The following is a 20158-nucleotide window of genomic DNA, read 5'->3' on the forward strand; positions in this document are numbered from 1 at the left end:
CTGCCCGACAGGTCAGTCGCCGTGCCGACGTCGGCCTACGGGTTCCTGATGATCTTGAAGGTGGACGTCGTGTTGCGTATGTCCACGGCGTTGTCGCTGAGCTTCAGCCCGTTGAAGACGACCTCACCGACCGCCGGCCCCTGCCCCGCCTCAGGCATCTCATTGGCCCAGAGGCCGAAGCCGGACTTGGCGTCGAACGCGTCACCGCTCTTGCGCGCACCCGAGATGGTGACATCGGTGAAGACGGTGTCCTTGATCGGGAACTGCGGCTGCCCACCCACGTAGTTCGTCTGGAACATGATGCCGCTGTACGTCGGGTCGACGATGTCGACGTTGTCGACCCGGATGCCCTGGAACACCTTGGACGCCGAGAACACCCAGATGCCCGGGAAGGTCTGCCCGCCCCAGAAGTGGCCGCCGGCCCGGACGATCGAGATGTTCTCGAAAGTCGTCGGATCCGTCCCGAAGCCGTTCATCGGGTAACCGAAGTCCAGCGAGCTGATGGTGATGCCCGAGTAGACCAGCGTGTCCGCGATATGGATGTTGCGGAAGGTGTTGTTGTAGCCGCCGTAGACGGCGAGACCCGCGGCGCGCCAGGTCAGCGTCGTCGTGAGGTTCTCGTACAGGTTGTTCTTCATGTCCGCGCCGCCCGCGTCGATCGCCGAGAACAGCGCGAAGCTGTCGTCACCGGTCGCCCGGGCGTCGTTGTTGGACACGAGGTTGTCGGTCGAGCCGTTGGTCATGTTGACGCCGTCGGCGAACATGTTGCGGATCCGGGAGTTCTTGATCGTGACCCGGTCCGTGTTGGCGCCCCAGTAGAGGCACACCATGTGCTCGTTCCAGATGTTGTCGATCACGATGTCCGACACGTTGGAGAAGTCGAACACCTTGCCCGGCCCGTCGATGCGGCTGGTGTAGTTGCCGAAGTAGGCGAAGTTCGCGAACGACGAGCCCTTCGCCGTGGCATCGGCCCGGAAGCCGACGTCGGTGTTGTCCTGCGTCGTGGGCGCGTGGAACCGGGTGAACCACGGACCGGCTCCCACCACCTCGACCGCCTTGCCGTACACCTGGAACTTGCTCGACGTCTGGTAGTCCCCGGGCGGCAGGTACACACCGACGAGCCTGCCGGAGGCGTCCATGCGCACCCGGTCGAGCGCGTTCTGTACATCCTGGTGCGTGAACCCGGTGGGCACCGCGTACGCCGCCGGATCCGGGTTGGCCACCGGGGCGACCTGCTCCAGGTTGACGAAGTCGATCGCGTAGTCGGTGCTGTTCGCGGCGTCCTTCTGGAGCCGGATCCTGCTGCCCGCCGGTACGGTCTCGCCCAGCATGATGTGCGCCTCGTCGTAGATGTGACGGGGCGAGCCCGCGCCGGGGGAGTTGCCGGGCCCGGCCTCGTTGCCGTACAGCCAGGCGTACTTCGAGGTGAGCGGGAGCGCCTTCTTCATGACGCCGTCGACGTACACGTTGATCGTCGAGTTGATGCCGCCGCCACCCGGCGCGTCCGGGATCGAGAAGCGGGTCACCAGGGTGTTGGTCTCCGCCTTCGTGGTGAACTCCACGTACTCACCGGTCGCGTCGAGGTGCACGGCCTTGCGGCCGGACGCCTCGCCCGCGATGTCGCCGATGGTCCGGTTGGGCCCGACGACCTTGGCGCCGCCGCCGACCGTGCCGTCCTCCGCCTCGTACATGTCGTACGGCATGTCGGCGCCGCGCCCGACGAACAGCGGCTGCGTGGAGGTGTTGTTCTCCCGCTTGACCGGCAGCTCGTTCGCGTCGTCGGCGACCGTGACCTTCAGGGTGTACGAGCCGTTGGCCGCCTTCCAGGTGCCGAGGCTCACGGCGGGGGCCGTGGCGCCGGCGGCGATGACACCGGAGTGCGTACCGGTCAGCGTCTTGACCGTGGTGCCCTTGGAGTCGACCAGGGCGAGCGTCACCGCGTGGCTGCCGCCCGCCGAGTCCTGGGTGCCCTGGTTCCTCAGCGCGACCTTGAAGGCCACGTCGTCACCGGCGGCCGGGCTGGAGGGCGAGGTGGTGACCGTCGCGGCGACCAGGTCGGAGCTCTGGACCGGTTTGACCACCAGCGGTTCGGGCCGCGTGTAGGTGTTGTTGGTCTCGTTCTGCTCGGTGATCTCGTTCGCCTCGTCGGCGACCGCGCTCAGTTCGTAGGAGCCGGCCTCGCGTGCCCCGATGGACGCGCTGACCGTGCTCTGCGCGCCTGTCTCCAGGGCGCCGACCTCGGCGGTGGCGACCTCGGTGTCGCCCAGCCGCAGGGCGACCGTGCCGGCCGGGGCGTTTGCCGGGCCGCTGTTGCGGACGGTGGCGGAGACCGTGATGTCGTCCGACTCGACGGGCGAGGCGGGCGAGGTGGTCAGCTCGGTCACCTCCAGGTCCGGGTTGGGCGCGGGAGCGCCGATGACCTGGAACTCGGCGATCTGCCCGGCCGTCGCCCCGGTGTTGGACGTGAACCTGAGCTGGACGTCGGCGATCCGGTCGTCGACGGGGATGGTCACGCTGTTGTCGCCGCCGGCCGGGTCGAAGACGTAGTCCTTCGCGGCCACCAGGCCGGTGAAGCCGGACGCGTCCTGCTCCCGTCCGAGCACCTGGATGTTCTGGGTGCGCTTGGACCAGCTGTTGTCCGGGTTGAGCTTGAGGACGACGCTGTCGACGTCCGCGTCGGCGCCCAGCTCGAGGGTGAGCGTGTTCGGGTAGCTGCCCGCCGCCCCCTCCCAGTAGGTCGACGTGCTGTTGTCGTTGGCGTTCCGGGCGACGTAGGTGTGGATGGTGGACGAGGCGCTGATCGGCTTGCCGACGGCCAGGTTCGACCCTCCGCCGCTGCCGGTGCGGGTGACCGAGTTGCTGTTGCCGGACTGGTTGCCGGCCGCGTCCTTCGCCCGCACGTGGTAGGTCACGTTCGCGGACACCGGCTGGGTGTCGGTGTAGGTGGTCACGTCACCGGCGACGCTCTCGCGGAGCTTGTTGTCGGCGTAGACGTCGTAGCCGCTGACGCCCCTGTCGTCCGTCGAGGCGTCCCAGGTCAGCTTGATCCGACCGGCGGCCGGTTCGGTGAGGGCGAGGTTCGCGGGCGCGGTGGGCGCCTGCGTGTCACCGGTGTCGGCGCGGCGGGTGACCGAGTTGCTGTTGCCCGACTGGTTGCCGGCCGCGTCCTTGGCACGCACGTGGTAGGTGACCGTCGCGTCGGCCGGGCGGGTGTCGGTGTAGGTGGTGACGTCCCCCGCGACCGTGGTCAGCAGGTCGCCGTTGGCGTAGACGTCGTAGCCGGTGACGGCCGTGTCGTCCGTGGCCCTGTTCCAGGTCAGTCTGACCTGACCGGTCGCCGGTTCGGTGAGGGCGAGGTCCGCGGGCGCGGTCGGGGCCTGTGTGTCGCCGGTCGCCGGGCCGTAGACCTCCAGCTCGGAGACCTGGGCGGCCGGCTGACCGGTGTTGGCCGTCACCAGGACGCGCACGTACCGCGTGGTGGTCGCGTCGAAGGCGATCGTGGCCGACTGGCCGCCCGCCGCGTCGAAGGTGTGCGCCTTTGCAGCGGTCAGGTCGGTGAAGTCCGAGCCGTTGTCGCTGCTCTGTATCTTCAGGGTCTGGCTGCGGGCCGGCCAGCCGTCCGGCAGGCGCAGCACGATGCGGTCGATCCGACGGGAGGTGCCGAGGTCGGCCTGGAGCCACTGCGGCAGGTCGTTGCTGGAACTCTCCCAGTAGGTGGCCTTGTTGCCGTCGTTTCCGTTCCCCGGTGTGTAGGCGCCCGTGGAACTGCTTGCCGTCAGCCGGCGGCCGGCGGCGAGGTTCGTGGACGTCTCCCCGGCCGCGTGTACTTCGAGCTCGGAGAGCTGGGCCGCCTGCCACCCGGTGTTCGCCGTGACATCGATCCGGACGAACCGCGTCCGAGTGGCGGGGAAGCTCACGGTGACCGTGTTGCCCGACCCCGGGCTGAAGGCATAGGTGGCGGAACTCTTCAGCGTGCTGAAGCTCGTGCCGTCGGCGCTGCCCTGGACCGAGAGCGTCTGGTCGCGTCTCTCCCAGCCGGCGGGCAGTCTCAGGACGACCTCGTCGATCCGCTCGATGGCACCGAGGTCGGTCTGTACCCACTGGGGCAGGCTGCCGCCGCCGCTCTGCCAGTACGAACCCTGGTCGCCGTCGGTGATGTTGGCGGCGCCGTACTCGCCGTGCGAGCTGCTCGCCGCCGTGGCGTCCCCCACGGCGATGTTGGGCCCACCGGCTGCCGAGGCCGACAGCAACGGTCCTCCCAGCGCCAGGAGACTGGTCGCGACCACGGTGCACAGAGCACGTGATCTCCGGTTCCGGATTCTCATCTGTTCTGTCCCCGATCTCCGCCTCGCTCCGCATGGACACGAGGCACGGCTCAGTCGGATGCGCTCATCAGACGGACACTCGAATTTCTCCGCCATTTACGTTGAGCGCTCAGAGAGTTGCAGAGAACTGTCGAGTCGTCCACAGAGAAGGCAGCGCGATATCGGCACCGAGCGGGGTGGAGTGCTCTCAGTGAAGCCCGGGGAAGCCTCGGGTGAGACCCGGATCAGGGGCTTTCACGGGCTACGTCGGGTAGCCGCAAGCCACTGCCATTTCCCGCAAGAGGCTTGCGGATCGGAGCCGGGGAAGAGTCCTGCTGTTCAGCCTGTCCGCCTACTTGGCGGATGCCTGTGCCGTGGAGCCGCGGACGACGAGTTCGGGTTCGAAGAGCAGCTCTCCGTGGGGTACTTCGGTGCCCTGGATCTGGGCGCAGAGGAGGTCGACGGCGGCGCGTCCCATGGCTTCGATGGGTTGGCGGACGGTGGTGAGCGGGGGTTCGGTGCAGGTCATGAAGGCGGAGTCGTCGTAGCCGACGACGGAGATGTCGTGGGGGACGTGGAGTCCGCGTCGGCGGGCGGCGCGGACGGCGCCGAGGGCGAGGGGGTCGCTGGCGCAGATGATGCCGGTGACTCCGCGTTCCAGGAGGCGGGAGGCGGCAGCCTGGCCGCCTTCGAGGGAGAACATGGCCCGCTCGACGAACTCCTCGGGAAGCTCCGCGTTCATGGCCTCGGCCGCTTGCCGGGCGGCGGCCAGTTTCCTGCGGGAGGGGATGTGATCGCTGGGGCCGAGCACCAGGCCGATGCGCTCGTGCCCGAGGGAGACCAGGTGCCGCCAGGACTGCTCCACGGCCACCGCGTCGTCGCACGCGATGCAGGGAAAGTCGAGGTCCGCGATGGAGGCGTTGATGAGCACCACGGGGATGTTGCGTTCCGCGAGCAGCCGGTAGTGATCGTGCGGGGCGTCGGCCTGGGCGAACAGGCCACCGCCGGCGAAGACCACGCCCGACACCTGCTGCTGCAGCAGCAACTCGACGTAGTCGGCCTCGGAGACGCCGCCCTTGGTCTGCGTGCACAGCACCGGCGTCAGCCCCTGCTGGGCCAGCGCACCACCGATGACCTCGGCGAACGCCGGAAAGATCGGGTTCTGCAACTCCGGCAGCACCAGCCCCACCAACCGCGCGCGCTCACCCCGCAGCTGCGTCGGCCGCTCGTACCCCAGGACGTCCAACGCGCTCAGCACGGACTGCCGGGTCGCCTCGGAAACACCGGGCTTGCCATTGAGGACCCGGCTGACCGTGGCCTCGCTGACCCCGACCTTCTTCGCCACCTGAGCAAGTCGTCGTGTCACACACGAAAGGCTAACGCAAACCCCGCAAGCGGCTTGCTGGCCGGTCCTGTGGAGACCGTTGCGTCCGGCTGTGAGGCATGCGCCCCCTCAGTCCAGCGCGATCCGGGCGGCCACCGGCAGGTGATCGCTGCCGGTGGCGGGCAGGGTGCGGATGTGGCGGACGCGCGCGTCGCGGGCCATGACCTGGTCGATCCGGGCCAGCGGAAAGGCGGTGGGGAAGCTGAGGGCGACGCCCCGCTCGGCCACTTCCAGGCGATCGGTCAGCGGATCCAGCGCGCGGTCGTCGACCGTGCCGTTGAGGTCACCCAACAGGATCACCCTGTTCAGCTCCTCGGCCGCGACGGCGTCGCCCAGCAGGCCGGCGCTCTCGTCACGCCAGGACGACGCGAGGCCGCTCGCCCGGACACGGACCGAGGGCAGGTGCGCGACGTAGACGGCGGCCGCACCGTGCGGAGTGTGCGCCACGGCCCGCAGCCCGCGGTTCCACCCCTCCTCTATGCCCCGGGGCTTGATGTCGAGCGGCCCGGCGTCGGTCAGCGGATGCTTCGACCAGAGTCCGACGGTGCCCCGCACCGTCCGGTACGGGTAGTCCGGTGCGAGAGCCTCCTCGTACACCGCGAGCGCCGGGGACACCAGCTCCTGGAGGGCGATGAGGTCGGGCCCGGCATCCGCCAGGGCGCGGGCCGTGCCCGCGGGGTCGCTGTTCTCGTCGCTGACGTTGTGCTGCACCACGACCAGGTCGTCGGCGCCGGGCTCCGGCGCGGGCAGGAGCAGACCGCCGAAGAGGTACGTCCAGGCCGCGACCGGCAGAAGCAGAGCCACCAGCGCGAGCGCCGAACGGCGCACCAGCGCCAGGACGAGCAGCACCACGACCACCACGCCGAGCCACGGCAGGAACGACTCCAGCAGACTGCCCAGCCCGCCCAACCCGTTGGGAACCACACCGTGGAACACCATCAGGGCGGACGTCAGCACCGCGGCGACGGCGACGGCCCGCCCCCGGGACCACGGCGAGGACGGGTGCCCGCCGCGAGGAGTACGGAACGGATGGCTGAACTTCACCAGCGACACCGTACTGCCCGTCGATCAAGGCTCCGCTCCGGGCCCGCCGCCTGATCGAGGCGTAGTCAAAAACCTGTGGGTCGGGGCTGCCTGGCCTTCCGGGGAGGCCGCGCCGCCCCGCTCACCAGGTCTTGCCGGCCTGTTCGCGGATCGTGCGATTGATCCGGTTGAAGAAGTTGGTCAGTGCGATCTCCAAGGTGATCGCGCCCAGTTGTTCCTCGCTGAAGTGGCCGGCGGCGGTGTCCCAGATCTCGTCGGTCACGCCCGGTGCGCCGTCCTGGAGCCGGGTGGCGGCCTCGGTCAGGGCGAGGGCCGCCCGCTCTGCCTCGGTGTAGAAGGGTGTGTCGCGCCACGCGACCACGTTGTGCAGCCGCTCGTCCGTCTCCCCGGCCTTCCGCGCCGACTCGGTCGAGGCGAAGACGCACGGGCTGCACCCGTTGATCTGGCTGGTACGCAGGTGGATCAGCGACAGCAGGCGCCGGTCGGCGCCGCCGGCGTGAATCGCCTTGTAGAGGTACTGGATCGCTGTGATCATGTCCGGATTCGCCGGGCCGTTCACGCGTGCTTCCATCGGTGTGGCTCCTTCATCGGTTACCCGCGCCCCTTCGGGCCCGTCATCACCCATGACGGAGCGGAACCGGGAAAGGTGACCCCATGTCCGACACCAGCCCGGCGAACCTGATGGCCGAGGCGTTCGAGGCCCAGCGCGACCGGCTGCGCGCGGTCGCCCACCGCGTGCTCGGGTCGCACGCCGACGCCGAGGAGGTGGTCCAGGAGGCCTGGCTGCGCCTCTCCCGCCAGGACGTGGCGACCATCCACAACCTCGCCGGCTGGCTGACCACGGTGGTCGGCCGGATCAGCCTGGATGTCCTGCGTTCGCGTCAGGCCCGCCCGGAGGCGTCCTATGGCGACCACCTGTCCGAGCTGGTGGTGACGATCGATGACGGTGCCGTTCCCGAGGACGACGCGGTGCTCGGTGACTCGGTCGGGCTCGCGCTGCTCGTCGTCCTGGAGTCGCTCGGGCCGAGCGAGCGGCTGGCGTTCGTGCTGCACGACCTGTTCGCGGTGCCGTTCGACGAGATCGGCCACATCCTCGGCAAGTCCACCGCCGCCGCCAAGATGCTCGCCAGCCGCGCCCGCAGGAAGGTGCGGGCGATCGAGCGGCCGACCGGTCCCGTACGGGAGCAGCGAGAGGTGGTCCATGCCTTCCAGGCGGCGGCTCGCCGCGGCGACTTCGAGGAGTTGCTGCGGGTACTCGACCCCGAGGTGAAGCTGACCGTCGACACCCCGTCCGGCGTAGTCGTCACCCTCGGCGCCACCAAGGTAGCGGCCGGCGCGCGGCTGTCCGCCAGTACCGCCGCGCGGGGTCGGACGGTGCTGGTCAACGGCCTCCCCGGGATCCTTTCCTGGTGTGAGGACGGCACCCCGCTCTCTCTCCTCGCGTTCACCGTCGTCAACGGCCGGATCACCGAGATCACGGTCGTGATCGACCCGGCCGAACTCGCCTTGTCGGACCTGCCCGATCCGGCGTGAGTCCCTCGGACCGCGGCACGGTCGAGCCGCGGTCGTACGGGGGTGCCTCCGGAAAATTGCAGAAAACTCTTACCGCAGGGAGGAGTTGTCCTCGCACGGCGGTGTCGTGAAGAGGTTGTACTGCGACTTTCCTCGCCGGACCGTCACTCAACGGGCCTATGTCGCAGACGGACTGGCGATTCATCAGGTGCTCGATCGGGTGTGTCCAAGGGGTTGACGGTAGTTGAACGGCGCCCTTACGGTCACGACCGCAACACCTTGCAGTCATCTTGCAGCAACGTATTGCAAGGATGTGCCGACTCCCCAGTCAGTCGTCGGTCGGCACCCGACGCGACCCCGCATCCTCACCCGGGAGACTCCATGTACGGGAGCACCAGCAGAGCGCGAAGAAGCACCGCGGCAGCGCTCGCCCTCACCGCCGGCGTGGCCGGCGGCCTCCTCACGACCGCGGCGCCGGCGCAGGCTTCCCCGCCCGGCGACAAGGACGTCACCGCGGTGATGTTCGAGTGGAAGTTCAACTCCGTCGCCAAGGCGTGCACCGACACCCTCGGCCCGGCCGGCTACGGCTTCGTCCAGGTCTCCCCGCCGCAGGAGCACATCCAGGGCGGACAGTGGTGGACCTCCTACCAGCCGGTCAGCTACAAGATCGCGGGCCGCCTCGGGGACCGCGGACAGTTCAAGAGCATGGTCGACACGTGTCACGCGGCGGGTGTGAAGGTCATCGCCGACTCGGTCATCAACCACATGTCGGCCGGCAACGGCACCGGAACCGGCGGCTCGTCGTACACGAAGTACAACTACCCGGGCATCTACTCGGCGCCCGACTTCGACAGCTGCACCTCGGAGATCAACGACTACCGCAACCGCTCCAACGTCCAGGACTGCGAGCTGGTCGGGCTCGCGGACCTGGACACCGGTGAGGACTACGTACGGGGCAGGATCGCCGGCTACCTCAACGACCTGCTGTCCCTGGGCGTCGACGGCTTCCGGATCGACGCGGCCAAACACATGGCCGCCGGCGACCTGGCCGACATCAAGTCCCGGCTCAGCGACCCGAACGTGTACTGGAAGCACGAGGCCATCTACGGCGCCGGCGAGGCGGTCTCCCCGACCGAGTACCTCGGCAGCGGCGACGTCCAGGAGTTCCGCTACGGACGCGACCTCAAGCGCGTCTTCAACGGCGAGAACCTCGCGTACCTGAAGAACTTCGGCGAGGGCTGGGGCTACATGGCCTCGGACAAGTCCAACGTCTTCGTCGCCAACCACGACACCGAGCGCAACGGCGAGACCCTCAGCTACAAGGACGGCGCCAACTACACACTGGCCCACGTCTTCATGCTGGCCTGGCCGTACGGCAACCCCGACGTGCACTCCGGTTACGAGTTCTCCGACCGCGACGCGGGCCCGCCGAGCGGCGGCCAGGTGAACGCCTGCTACAGCGACGGCTGGAAGTGCCAGCACGCCTGGCGCGAGATCTCCTCCATGGTCGGCTTCCGCAACTCCGCCCGCGGCCAGTCGGTGACCGACTGGTGGGACAACGGGGGCGACCAGATCGCCTTCGGCCGCGGCAGCAAGGCGTACGTCGCCATCAACCACGAGGGCTCCTCGCTGAGCCGTACGTTCCAGACGTCGCTGCCCGCCGGCGACTACTGCGACGTCCAGTCCGGCAAGGGCGTCACCGTCGACGGATCCGGCCGGTTCACCGCCACCCTCGGTGCCAACACGGCCCTGGCCCTGCATGTCGGTGCCCGCACCTGCGACGGCGGATCCGACCCCGATCCCGACCCGGTGACCTCCGGCGTGTCCTTCGCCGTCGACGCCACCACCAACCTGGGCCAGAACATCTACGTGACCGGCAACAGGCCCGAACTGGGCAACTGGAACCCGGGCAGCGCCCTCAAGCTCGACCCGGCCGCCTACCCGGTGTGGAAACTGGACGTGGAACTCCCCGAAGGCACGTCCTTCGAGTACAAGTACATCCGCAAGGACCAGTCAGGGAACGTGACCTGGGAGAGCGGCGCCAACCGTACCGCGACCACCACGTCCACCAAGATCACTCTGAACGACACCTGGCGCGACTGACCCCGCCTCAGCGTCGTCCCGTGGCCGTCCCCGCCTCCTGCGGCGGGGCCGGCCCACCTCGCGCCACGGCCTTTCGAGCGCCGACCCGCTCGCAAGGCCGTGGCGCGGCCCTGTCCGAGGTCAGCCGAGCGCTTCCTCCGCCGGCGCGGCGGGCATGGAGATCCGCCAGGTGACGAGACCGGCCACGGCGAGCCCGACGACGGCCAGGACGCTACTGGCGAGGTAGGGGTCGACGCCTCCCATGGCCGGAGCGAACCCGAGGCCGACGTAGACCGTGACCCCGGTGGCCCCGCCCAGTTGGTCGGCGGCGCGCTGCACGCCGGAGGCGATGCCGGCATCGTCCTCGGTCACCCCGGTCACCGCGACGTACTGAAGCCCGACGATCCCGAGCCCCATCCCGGCCGCGATGAACACCATGGCCGGGATCATCGCCGGACCGGCGGCGTCGAAGCGGGAGACCAGGGCGATGGCGGCCATCGCCAGCCCGGTGAAACCGATTCCCCCAAGGACGCAGGCCCGGGCGCCCCACCGTCCGAGCAACCGCGGGACCAGCACGGAGGCCCCGATCAGGGACACGGCCAGAGGCAGCATGGTCAGCCCGGCCCGGAGCGGACCGGCACCCAACCGGTCCTGAAGGTAGTAGGTGAACAGCAGGAACGAGGTCGACAGTGCCGCGCTCACCAGAGCGGTGGCCAGGTTGGCCAGGACACGTGGACGGTTGCGGAAGAACCGCAGCGGCACCAGCGGATCACGTGCACGCCGCTCGACTCCGACGAACAGGGCCCCGGCCACTACCGCGCCCACCAGCGCCACCGGAGGCAGCCACGGCGCCGTGCTGTCCCCCTCGCCCGCCTCGACGACCCCGAGGGCGAACAGCAGCGGAGCCGCGACCAGCAGGAACGAACCGGGAAGATCCAACGCCGACGACCCGGAAGGCCGTTCGCCCGGCACGAGGAAGACCGCTGCCACGAGCACCACCAGGATGAAGGGCACGGACACCAGGAAGATCCACCGCCAGCCGAGCAACTCGGTGATGAACCCGGAGACCACGAACCCGAGAACGAGGCCACAGCTCGCGACGGCCGCCCACACGCTCAACGCCCGCGACCTGCTCGGCCCGTCGGGGAACATGAGCACGATCACCGCCATCGCGGCGGGAAGCGCGATCGCCTCACCGACGCCCTGCAGCAGCCTCGCCGTCACCAGCAGGGCGAAGGAGGGTGCGAGCCCGGCCAGCAGAGAAGCGGCACCGAAGAGAGCTGTGCCGAGCAGCAGGACGCGGCGCCTGCCGAGTACGTCACCCAGCCGGCCACCGAGCATCAGCAGCCCGCCGCCGGTGATCGTGTACCCGACCACGACCCAGGTCAGCGCGTGACCGTCGACGCCGAAGTCGGCGCCGATCGAGGGCAGGGCGACATTGACGACGGTGACGTCGACCGCGATGAAGAACTGCAGCATGGCCATGCAGCACAGCGCCAGCCACGCACGCACCGGGGAAGACGCGTCCCGGCGCGCGAAGAGGATGCCTGAAGACACCGAAAATGCTCCGTTGCTCAGAAGAGGTTCCGAGCAGCACGAACGTGCCGCTCCGGTTCGACCACGAAGCGACGACACGTTCAACGAGAGTGAGACGAACGCCCCGCCGCTAGCGGAGCGCCCTCGTCACCGCGGCACAAGCCGCGCACGAAGCTGCAGACATGACACCGACGGTACCGGAACATCCGGAGCGCCGGCCCTCTCGCGTCCGGCGACCAGTCCGATCGAGGGCGTCATTGTGTGCGGCCGAACAGATGTATAACCTGAGCGATGTCATGTGACATTGCACTGAGGGGGCGAGATCGATGACTTCGAAGGTCGTCGTCGTGGGCGCGGGCGTCGTCGGCGCCGCGTGTGCCTTCCACGCCGCCTCGGCGGGCCTGGACGTCACGGTCGTCGACCGCGGACCCGTCGGCGCCGGCACGACGAGCAGGGGGGAGGGCAACGTCCTCCTGTCCGACAAGGAACCGGGACCCGAACTCGAGCTGGCCCGCCTGAGCCGCACGCTGTGGGACGAGGCGGGCGAGGAACTCGGACCGGACACCTTCGAACTGGAGACCAAGGGCGGCCTGGTGGTGGCGAGCACCCCCGAAGCCCTCGCGACGCTCGGCGAGTTCGCCGCCCGGCAGGCCGTAGCCGGCGTCCGCGTCGAACCGGTCGACCGCGTCCACGACCTCGAACCCCACCTCGCCCCCGCGATCCCCGGCGGCGTCCACTACCCCCAGGACGCCCAGGTGCAGCCCGTCCTGGCAGCCGCCGCCCTGCTGCGCGCCGCCGAGGAACGCGGAGCCCGCTTCCGCACGGGAGAGGTCGTCGGCGCCGTCACCGGCCGAAACGGCGAGATCGCCGGCGTCCGGACGGCCACCGGCGACACGCTGAGCGCCGAAGCCGTCGTCAACGCCGCCGGCACCTGGGGCGGCGAGGTCGGCCGCCGGCTCGGCGCGCCCGTCGAGGTGCTCCCGCGGCGCGGCTTCGTCCTCGTGACCGAACCGCTGCCACCCATGGTCCGGCACAAGGTCTACTCGGCCGACTATGTGGCCAACGTCGCCTCCGGTGACGCCGGACTGGAGACCTCCTGCGTTGTCGAGGGCACCCGCGGCGGCACGATCCTCATCGGCGCCAGCCGGGAACGCGTCGGTTTCGACACGGCCATGAACCCCGCCGTGATCGCCCGGCTCGCCGCACAGGCGTGCGCCCTCTTCCCCTTCCTGCGGGACACTCACCTGATCCGCGCCTACCGCGGCTTCCGCCCGTACTGCCCGGACCACCTGCCGGTCGTCGGACCGGACCCGAGGGCCCCGGGAGTCGTCCACGCCTGCGGACACGAGGGCGCGGGTATCGGCCTCGCCCCCGGCACCGGCGCCCTCGTGACGGCCCACCTGCTCGGCCGTCCCTGGCGCGGAGCCGATCCGGCGGCGCACACCGGACTCCTGCCCGATCGTTTCCTCACCACCGGAGGTGACCTCCAGTGAGCCGGATCACCGTCGACGGCGAACCACTGCCGTTCGTCGAAGGACAGACCGTCGCCGCCGCCCTCGTGGCCGCGGGCCGCGTCGCCTGGCGCACCACCCGCGTCGAAGGCCGCCCACGCGGTGTCTTCTGCGGGATCGGCGTCTGCTTCGACTGCCTCGTGACCATCGACGGCACCGCGGGACAGCGCGCCTGCCTGGTACCGGCACGCGCGGACATGACCGTCATGACCCGGGAGGACGGCGATGACCGGACCGGACGACGCGGAGGCCGGCGATGACTCGACCGGCGGACCCGGGAGCAGCGACGACTGGACCGGCGGACGCGGGAGGAGAGCGATGACTGGACCGGCGGACCTTCTCGTCGTGGGCGCCGGACCGGCCGGCATGGCCGCGACGGCCACCGCTCTGGCCGGTGGACTGCGCGTCGTGCTCGTCGACTCGGGCACCAGCGCCGGCGGCCAGTACTGGCGGCACCCGCCGGAGCACACCCGGGCGGCCATCCCGACCGACGACCTCCACCACGGGCTGCGCACCTACCGCAGCCTGACCGAGGCGCTGTCGACGGGGCGGGACCGGGGCCGGCTCGAACTCCGTCCGGCACACCACGTCTGGTCCGTGACCCGGGACGACGACGCCTTCACGGTGCACGCCGTCGACCGGCGCCAGGCCCCCGAGGAGTCCGCCGTCACCCTGCGCGCACCCCGGCTGCTCGTGGCGACGGGGGCCTACGACCGTCAACTGCCCTTCCCCGGCTGGGATCTGCCCGGTGTGCTCACCATCGGCGGCCTCCAGGCCCTGCTCAAGGGCGGTGGGGTCACGGCGGGCCGCCGCGTGGCGCTCGGCGGCACCGGTCCGTTCCTGCTGCCGGTCGCCGCCGGCCTCGCCGCCCGCGGAGTCGAGGTCGTCGCCGTGTGCGAGGCCGCCCACCCACTGGCGTGGCTGCGGCACCCCGGCCCGCTGCTGCGCAACCCCGCCAAGTGGGCCGAAGGAGCGCGCTACGGTGCCGCCCTCGCCCGCCACGGCATCCGGATCCGCCCGCGCACGGCCATCGTCGGCGCCGAGGGAACCGACCGGGTGACCTCGGTCCGCATCGCCTCGCTCACCCCCGACGGCGCCCCGCGTCCCGGCACGCGGCGACGCGTCGACGTCGACGCCGTGGGCGTCGGCTGGGGCTTCGCACCCCAACTCGACCTGCTGACCCCCCTCGGCTGCGCCCTCACCGACGCCGCCGACGGCAACGCGGTCGTCACCGTGGACGACGGGCAGCGCACCACCGTCCCCGGCCTCTACGCGGCGGGCGAGGTCTGCGGCGTCGGCGGAGCACCCCTCGCCCTCGCCGAGGGCCGCCTCGCCGCCGCGTCGGTCCTCGCCGACGGCGCGGCAGCTGCCGTACCGCGCGGCAGGCGCCTGGCCGCGGTGCGCGCCACGGTGGCCAGGCACCGCGCCTTCGCCCGGGCGATGGCCCTCGCCCACCCCCTTCCGGCGGCATGGCCCGCGTGGCTGACCGACGAAACCGTCGTGTGCCGGTGCGAGGAGGTGACCGCGGGCGCGGTCCGCGCCGCCTGCGCCGAGGGCGGGGCCCACGACCACCGGCAGGTCAAACAGCTGACCCGGGCCGGCATGGGGTGGTGCCAGGGCAGGATCTGCGGGCCCGCCGTGCACTGCCTCGCGGCAACGGACCGAGCCTACGCACCCGCGGAACGGCTCATCGCGACACCGGTCACCCTCGGCGCGCTCGCGGACCTGGACGCACGCCAATGAGAACGCACAAGGACCAGCGAGAACGCACAAGGACCAAGCGAAACCACGGAAAGACCAGCGAGAACACAACGGAAAGACCAGCGAGAACACAACGGAAAGACCAGTGAGAACCAAGAAGGAGCAGCCCATGAGTGGTAACCGCAAGCCCTGGCACGGTGTCGTCGTCGCGACGAGTCTGCCGTTCACCACCGGTCTCCAGGTCGACTACGGCGCCTACGCGGACAGCGTCGCCCACCTCGCCGAGCAGGGGCTGCACGGCGTCGCGCCGAACGGGTCGCTGGGGGAGTACCAGACGCTGACGTACGAGGAGCGCGACCGCGTCGTCGAGACGGCCGTGGCGAGCGCCCCCGAGGGCTTCACCGTCATGCCGGGCGTCGGCGCGTACGGCGGCGTCGAGGCCAGGCGGCACGCCGAGTTCGCCAGGGACGCCGGCTGCCAGGCCGTCATGTGCCTGCCGCCCAACGCCTACCGTGCCGACGACCGCGCCGTCCTGGAGCATTACGAGCTGGTGGCCTCGGCCGGCCTCCCCGTCACCGCGTACAACAACCCCATCGACACCAAGGTCGACCTGCGCCCGGAGCTGCTGGCCAAACTGCACGCCGAAGGGTTCATCGTCGGAGTCAAGGAGTTCTCCGGGGACGTCCGGCGCTGCTACGAGATCGCCGAGCTGGCGCCCGGCCTCGACCTCCTGATCGGCACCGACGACACCGTGCTGGAGGTCGCCGTCGCCGGCGCCAAGGGCTGGGTCGCCGGCTATCCGCAGGTCTTCCCCCGAGCCTGCCTCGCCCTGTACGAGGCGGCGGTCGCCGGCGACCTGGGGACGGCCCTGCCGCTCTACCGCCGACTGCATCCCATCCTGCGCTGGGACAGCAAGACCGAGTTCGTCCAGGCCATCAAGCTCGGCCAGGACATGACCGGCCGGCGTGGCGGTGGCTGCCGCCCACCCCGGCAGCCGCTCAGCCCTGAGACCGAGGCCGTCGTGCGCGCCGCCACCCAGGCCCTCATCGACGCCGGGACCGACTGACGATGCGCTCGGCCGTCTGCTACCACGCCGTCGACTCCCACACCGAGGGCATGCCCACCCGGGTGATCACCGGCGGCGTCGGTGTCCTCCCCGGCGCGACCATGTTCGAACGGCGACAGCGTTTCATCGCCGAACGCGACCACCTGCGCACCCTGCTCATGTGCGAACCGCGTGGACACGCGTCGATGTCCGGGGCGATCCTGCAGCCACCGACCCGTCCGGACGCGGACTACGGGGTCCTGTTCATCGAGGTGTCCGGCTGCCTGCCGATGTGCGGACACGGCACCATCGGCGTCGCGACGGTCCTCGTCGAGACGGGCATGGTCGAGGCCGTCGAGCCGGAAACCCTGGTCCGTCTCGACACCCCCGCGGGGCTGGTCACGGCCCATGTCCGGGTGCGCGACGGCCACGCCGAATCGGTGACCCTGGAGAACGTGGCGTCGTACTGCCACGCGCTCGACCAGGTCGTCGACGTCGAGGGCTACGGCCCGGTGCGTTACGACATCGCCTACGGCGGCAACTTCTACGCCTTCGTCCGGCTGGAGGATCTCGGGATCCCCTTCGAACGGGCGCAGAAGCCGCGGATGCTCGACGCCAGCCTGGCCGTCATGGACGCGATCAACGCGCGGAACCCGGTCACCCACCCCGAGAATCCCGCCATCGACGTCTGCCACCATGTCTATCTGGAAGCCCCCGGATCGACCGCGGAGCACTCGCGGCACGCCATGGCGATCCATCCGGGATGGTTCGACCGGTCGCCGTGCGGCACGGGCACCAGCGCCCGGATGGCGCAACTGCACGCCCGCGGCCGGCTGCCGGTCGGCCGGGACTTCGTCAACGAGTCGTTCATCGGCTCCCGGTTCACCGGCCGCCTTCTCGGCGAGACGACGGTCGGGGACCGGCCGGCCGTCCTGCCGTCCGTCACCGGACGCGCCTGGATCACCGGCACCGCGCAGTACCTGCTCGACCCGTCGGACCCGTACCAGGCCGGTTTCACTCTCTGAGCGCTCCCGCGTGTTTCCGCGTGTTTCCGCGTGCTCCCCGGCGTTCCGGTGCACTCCCGCGCACTCCCGTGCGCCGTCCTGCGGCGCACGGGAGCGGATCGGTCAGTACCGGGTGGTCACGGTGACCCCGGAGAAGTCCCGCGCCCCGTACAGGGTGATGTAGTTGTAGCCGGCCGGCGGATCGGTGACGGTCAGCGTGTGGGTGTTGCCGCTGCCGGTCGCGCGGGCCGTGTGGCTCGTGCTCGTGGCCCAGCCGGTGCCGTCGTAGTACAGGTCGGCGTCACCGGTGCCGCCGGACGTGGTGATCGTCAACCGGTCCACGCCGGACGGCAGATAGAGGTACAGGTAGTCGTTGTCACCGGCGCCGGCGGACCGGTCGCTCCGCCGGCAGTCGCGGTCCAGGACCCTGGCGTCCTGATCGGTGCACTCGGTCACGGCGCCGCCGTCGGAGCCCACCGTGACGGACTTGGTGACCGCGCCGGTCGCGCCCTTGTCGTCGGTGACGGTGAGCCGGACGCTGTACGTTCCCGCCGTCCCGTACGTCTTGGCGGGGCTGGTGGCGGTGGAGGTGGTGCCGTCGCCGAAGTCCCACGACCGGGAGACGACGGTGCCGTCGGAGTCGGTGGAACGGTCGGCGAACGTGGCCGTCATGCCCCGCACCGTCGCGTCGAACGCCGCGGTCGGGGCCTTGTTGCCGGGCGGGTTGGTGCCCCCGCCGCAGTCACCTGCCGCGCAGTCGGCCAGCCACGCCGACCAGTCGGCGTCGTAGCGGCTTCCGATGGTGCGGGTCAGGTAGGTGCGCGCGGCGTTCCAGTCGCCGGTGCGGTAGTGGCCGAGCACCGTCCGCATGTCGGCGGGGTGCTTCTCCAGCATGTACCGGACGGCGAGGTAGCCCCAGCGGTACACACGGGCCGTGTCGTGACTGTAGGTGGTGTCGAACAGGGTGCTCAGGGCGTAGGTGCCGCGGCCCGCCTCGGCCATCGCCTCGTCGTAGGCGACACCGCGGTAGGAGTAGGAGACGTACTCGGCGAAGCCTTCGATCCACCAGATGGTCGGGGTGCTGACGTTGGTGTCGAAGTCGCCGTACATGTCGAACCGGCCGTCGAGGTAGTGGGTGTACTCGTGGTTCAGGTTCCAGATCTGGAACTCCGGACGCACCCACTCGGCCTCGTAGGCGATGAAGCGGGGCTGGTTGCCGGCGGCCGCCGGGTCGCCTTCGAGGTACATCCCGCCGTTGTTGGTGTCGATGCCGTACAGAGCGCCGGCGTAGGTCTGGTAGTCGGTGCTGGAGTCGAAGACGACGACCTCGATGGTGTCGTTGCGGTCGTCCGCGACCGGGCCGCTGTCCCTGGCGACGCTGTGGAAGTAGGCGTCCTGCTCGCGCATGCTGCCACAGCTGGACGACAGCTCGGCCGACGTCATCTGCTGCGCCTTGATGGTGATGCCGGAACCGCAGGCGTACGTCACCGGCAGTACGGCTCTGGCCAGTTGGCCCCGCAGGTCGCAGGTGCCGTAGTCGGCGCAGTTGGCCCGGTCGTAGTAGTCGGTCATCTCGGCGACGCCGACCCAGAGCGGGGCGGTGGTGCCCTTGATCGAAGACGAGTTCAGCAGACCGGCCGCGAGCGGGCGCACCTTGGAGAGCAGGGCCGGGTGCTGGAGGAACCGGCCGAGTTCACGTCCGGCGTTCGACGTGAGGTAGGACTGGTCGGTCCCGAGCAGCGCGAGGTGGCGGGAGGCGAAGCCGTACAGCGCGTCGATCAGGCCGGGGTCGGACTCCACCGCGGCGACGAACGCGGGTACCTGATGACCGCGGAACGTGACGGTGTACACGTTGTTGACCGCGTTGAGCATCCACCAGGAGGCGTTCCACGACGAGTCGTAGTCCGCCAGCAGCCGCTTCAGCACGGGGATGTAGCGGGCGTTCTCCTCGGCGCTGTCGATGAGGGTGACGGCTTCGGCGAGGGTCTCGCCGTTGGCGTCCGTGACGTCGTGCGAGTGGGCGCTGGCGAAGAACGCGTCCAGACCTGAGCGGATCGCGGTCCGCAGGGTGTCGCCGTAGGCGCCGACGGCGTCCGGGTCGTAGTACTGGACGTAGTAACCGGCCCGCAGGTACAGCACGAGCTGGGGCATGCCGGTGCCGGCGTCACCGGGGTAGGACGCCGAACCGTCGCGCACCGCGCTCGCGACGGAGACCATCTGGGCCTCGCGGAAAGCGCCGTGGGCGTCGTCGCCGGTCAGGTTGAACAGGGCGTTGACGCAGTCGGTCGTGGACGCCTTGATCTGCCGCACCAGTTCGCCGCCGGTACGGCTGGTGAAGTCGGACGTGTCGCAGGCGGCGGACTTCGTCGCGCTCCGGCCGCGGTCGGTGGCGGCGTCCTTCGACGCGGAGGGCCGGGGCGGTGGCGTCGCCGCCCTGCCGTAGGGCTGCTTGAGCGCCTCCTTGCTCGCCGCCAACGGGGGTATGTGGGACGCCTTCAGGCGCCCCTCGCCGACGTGCGCGCCGTCAGCGGTGGCGGTCTGCGCCGCGGGCGCGGGATCGGAGCGCCGCTCGCCCGGGGACGGGGCATACGCGGTAGGCGCGGAGGTGCCGGCTCGGGCGTCGGCCGGGTGGGCGAGCAGACTCGCACCCAGTGCCCAGGCGAGGGTCAGGGGCAGTACCGCACCCAGACCTCGCCGGACGAGGGATGTTCTCACTGTTGCCTCCCATGAGGGGATCGGGTCACACGATGGCGTGATCGATGGGATGAACTGACTGGTCTCGAGTCGGGGGAGAGGGCCGTGCCTTCGGCTGAACGGAACGCCGGCAAAGTGCTCGCTTGGCATGCCCACGACTGACCTGTGACATGTACCATTGCACAGGTGACATGACTCAGGGAAGCCGTTCGACCGAACGAGCGGTTGCCGCGTGGTGGACGAGCGGGCAACGGAGAACCTGGCGAAGGGCGAGCTGCCAGGTCAGGGCGCTCGGCGCGAACTGGCCTTACTACGTCGGCAGTTGCCGCGACATCGCCGCT

The 20158-nt window shown here is 70.3% G+C and carries 13 protein-coding genes; 7 read left to right on the plus strand and 6 right to left on the minus strand.

Annotated elements, in window-relative coordinates:
• Positions 1-35 precede the first annotated feature (35 nt).
• The 4 genes from QC283_RS07875 to QC283_RS07890 form a co-directional block, all read right to left on the minus strand.
• Positions 36-4325 carry a discoidin domain-containing protein gene (locus QC283_RS07875; protein WP_279560649.1) on the minus strand — a complete coding sequence of 1430 codons (4290 nt, stop codon included), beginning with the start codon at positions 4323-4325 and terminating at the stop codon, positions 36-38.
• A 331-nt stretch (positions 4326-4656) separates the two neighbouring features.
• Positions 4657-5670, minus strand: a complete 1014-nt coding sequence (locus QC283_RS07880; RefSeq protein WP_279560650.1) for a LacI family DNA-binding transcriptional regulator — start codon at positions 5668-5670, stop codon at positions 4657-4659.
• A gap of 87 nt (positions 5671-5757) precedes the next feature.
• On the minus strand, positions 5758-6627 hold the full coding sequence (locus QC283_RS07885; protein ID WP_279560800.1) for an endonuclease/exonuclease/phosphatase family protein: 870 nt from the start codon (positions 6625-6627) through the stop codon (positions 5758-5760).
• Positions 6628-6853: 226 nt separating this feature from the next.
• Complete coding sequence (locus QC283_RS07890) at positions 6854-7303, minus strand: carboxymuconolactone decarboxylase family protein (protein ID WP_279560651.1); 450 nt, start codon at positions 7301-7303, stop codon at positions 6854-6856.
• Positions 7304-7386: 83 nt separating this feature from the next.
• On the opposite strand from QC283_RS07890, the gene QC283_RS07895 reads away from it, so the two are divergent.
• Both QC283_RS07895 and QC283_RS07900 read left to right on the plus strand, forming a co-directional pair.
• Positions 7387-8265: a sigma-70 family RNA polymerase sigma factor gene (locus QC283_RS07895; RefSeq protein ID WP_279560652.1), complete on the plus strand. Its 879-nt coding sequence runs from the start codon at positions 7387-7389 to the stop codon at positions 8263-8265.
• A 360-nt stretch (positions 8266-8625) separates the two neighbouring features.
• The gene (locus tag QC283_RS07900; protein ID WP_279560653.1) at positions 8626-10347 is read left to right on the plus strand and encodes a carbohydrate-binding module family 20 domain-containing protein; all 1722 of its coding nucleotides are present in this window, start codon (positions 8626-8628) and stop codon (positions 10345-10347) included.
• Positions 10348-10467: 120 nt separating this feature from the next.
• Here the strand turns inward: QC283_RS07900 and QC283_RS07905 are convergent, their stop codons facing one another.
• Positions 10468-11811, minus strand: a complete 1344-nt coding sequence (locus tag QC283_RS07905) for an MFS transporter (RefSeq protein WP_279560801.1) — start codon at positions 11809-11811, stop codon at positions 10468-10470.
• Positions 11812-12188: 377 nt separating this feature from the next.
• On the opposite strand from QC283_RS07905, the gene QC283_RS07910 reads away from it, so the two are divergent.
• From QC283_RS07910 to QC283_RS07930, 5 genes are all read left to right on the plus strand, one after another.
• Positions 12189-13355, plus strand: coding sequence for an NAD(P)/FAD-dependent oxidoreductase (locus QC283_RS07910; protein WP_279560654.1), 1167 nt, complete (start codon positions 12189-12191; stop codon positions 13353-13355).
• The gene (locus tag QC283_RS07915) at positions 13352-13633 is read left to right on the plus strand and encodes a (2Fe-2S)-binding protein (RefSeq protein WP_279560655.1); all 282 of its coding nucleotides are present in this window, start codon (positions 13352-13354) and stop codon (positions 13631-13633) included. The genes QC283_RS07910 and QC283_RS07915 overlap by 4 nt, the downstream gene beginning before the upstream one ends.
• Positions 13634-13691: 58 nt before the next feature.
• Entirely contained in the window at positions 13692-15116 is a 1425-nt protein-coding gene (locus QC283_RS07920; RefSeq protein WP_279560656.1) for an NAD(P)/FAD-dependent oxidoreductase, read from the plus strand.
• 127 nt (positions 15117-15243) lie between these two features.
• Positions 15244-16140: a dihydrodipicolinate synthase family protein gene (locus QC283_RS07925; RefSeq protein ID WP_279560657.1), complete on the plus strand. Its 897-nt coding sequence runs from the start codon at positions 15244-15246 to the stop codon at positions 16138-16140.
• A 2-nt stretch (positions 16141-16142) separates the two neighbouring features.
• Positions 16143-17144 (plus strand): proline racemase family protein, encoded by a 1002-nt coding sequence (locus QC283_RS07930; RefSeq protein ID WP_279560658.1) that lies wholly within the window; start codon positions 16143-16145, stop codon positions 17142-17144.
• Positions 17145-17246: 102 nt separating this feature from the next.
• Here QC283_RS07930 and QC283_RS07935 read toward each other — a convergent pair whose 3' ends face one another.
• A complete protein-coding gene (locus tag QC283_RS07935; RefSeq protein WP_279560659.1) occupies positions 17247-19838 on the minus strand; it encodes a collagenase in 2592 nt (863 codons plus the stop codon).
• Positions 19839-20158 lie beyond the last annotated feature (320 nt).

The sequence above is a fragment of the Streptomyces sp. DH41 genome (assembly GCF_029813785.1).
In the GTDB taxonomy this organism is placed as follows: Bacteria; Actinomycetota; Actinomycetes; order Streptomycetales; family Streptomycetaceae; genus Streptomyces.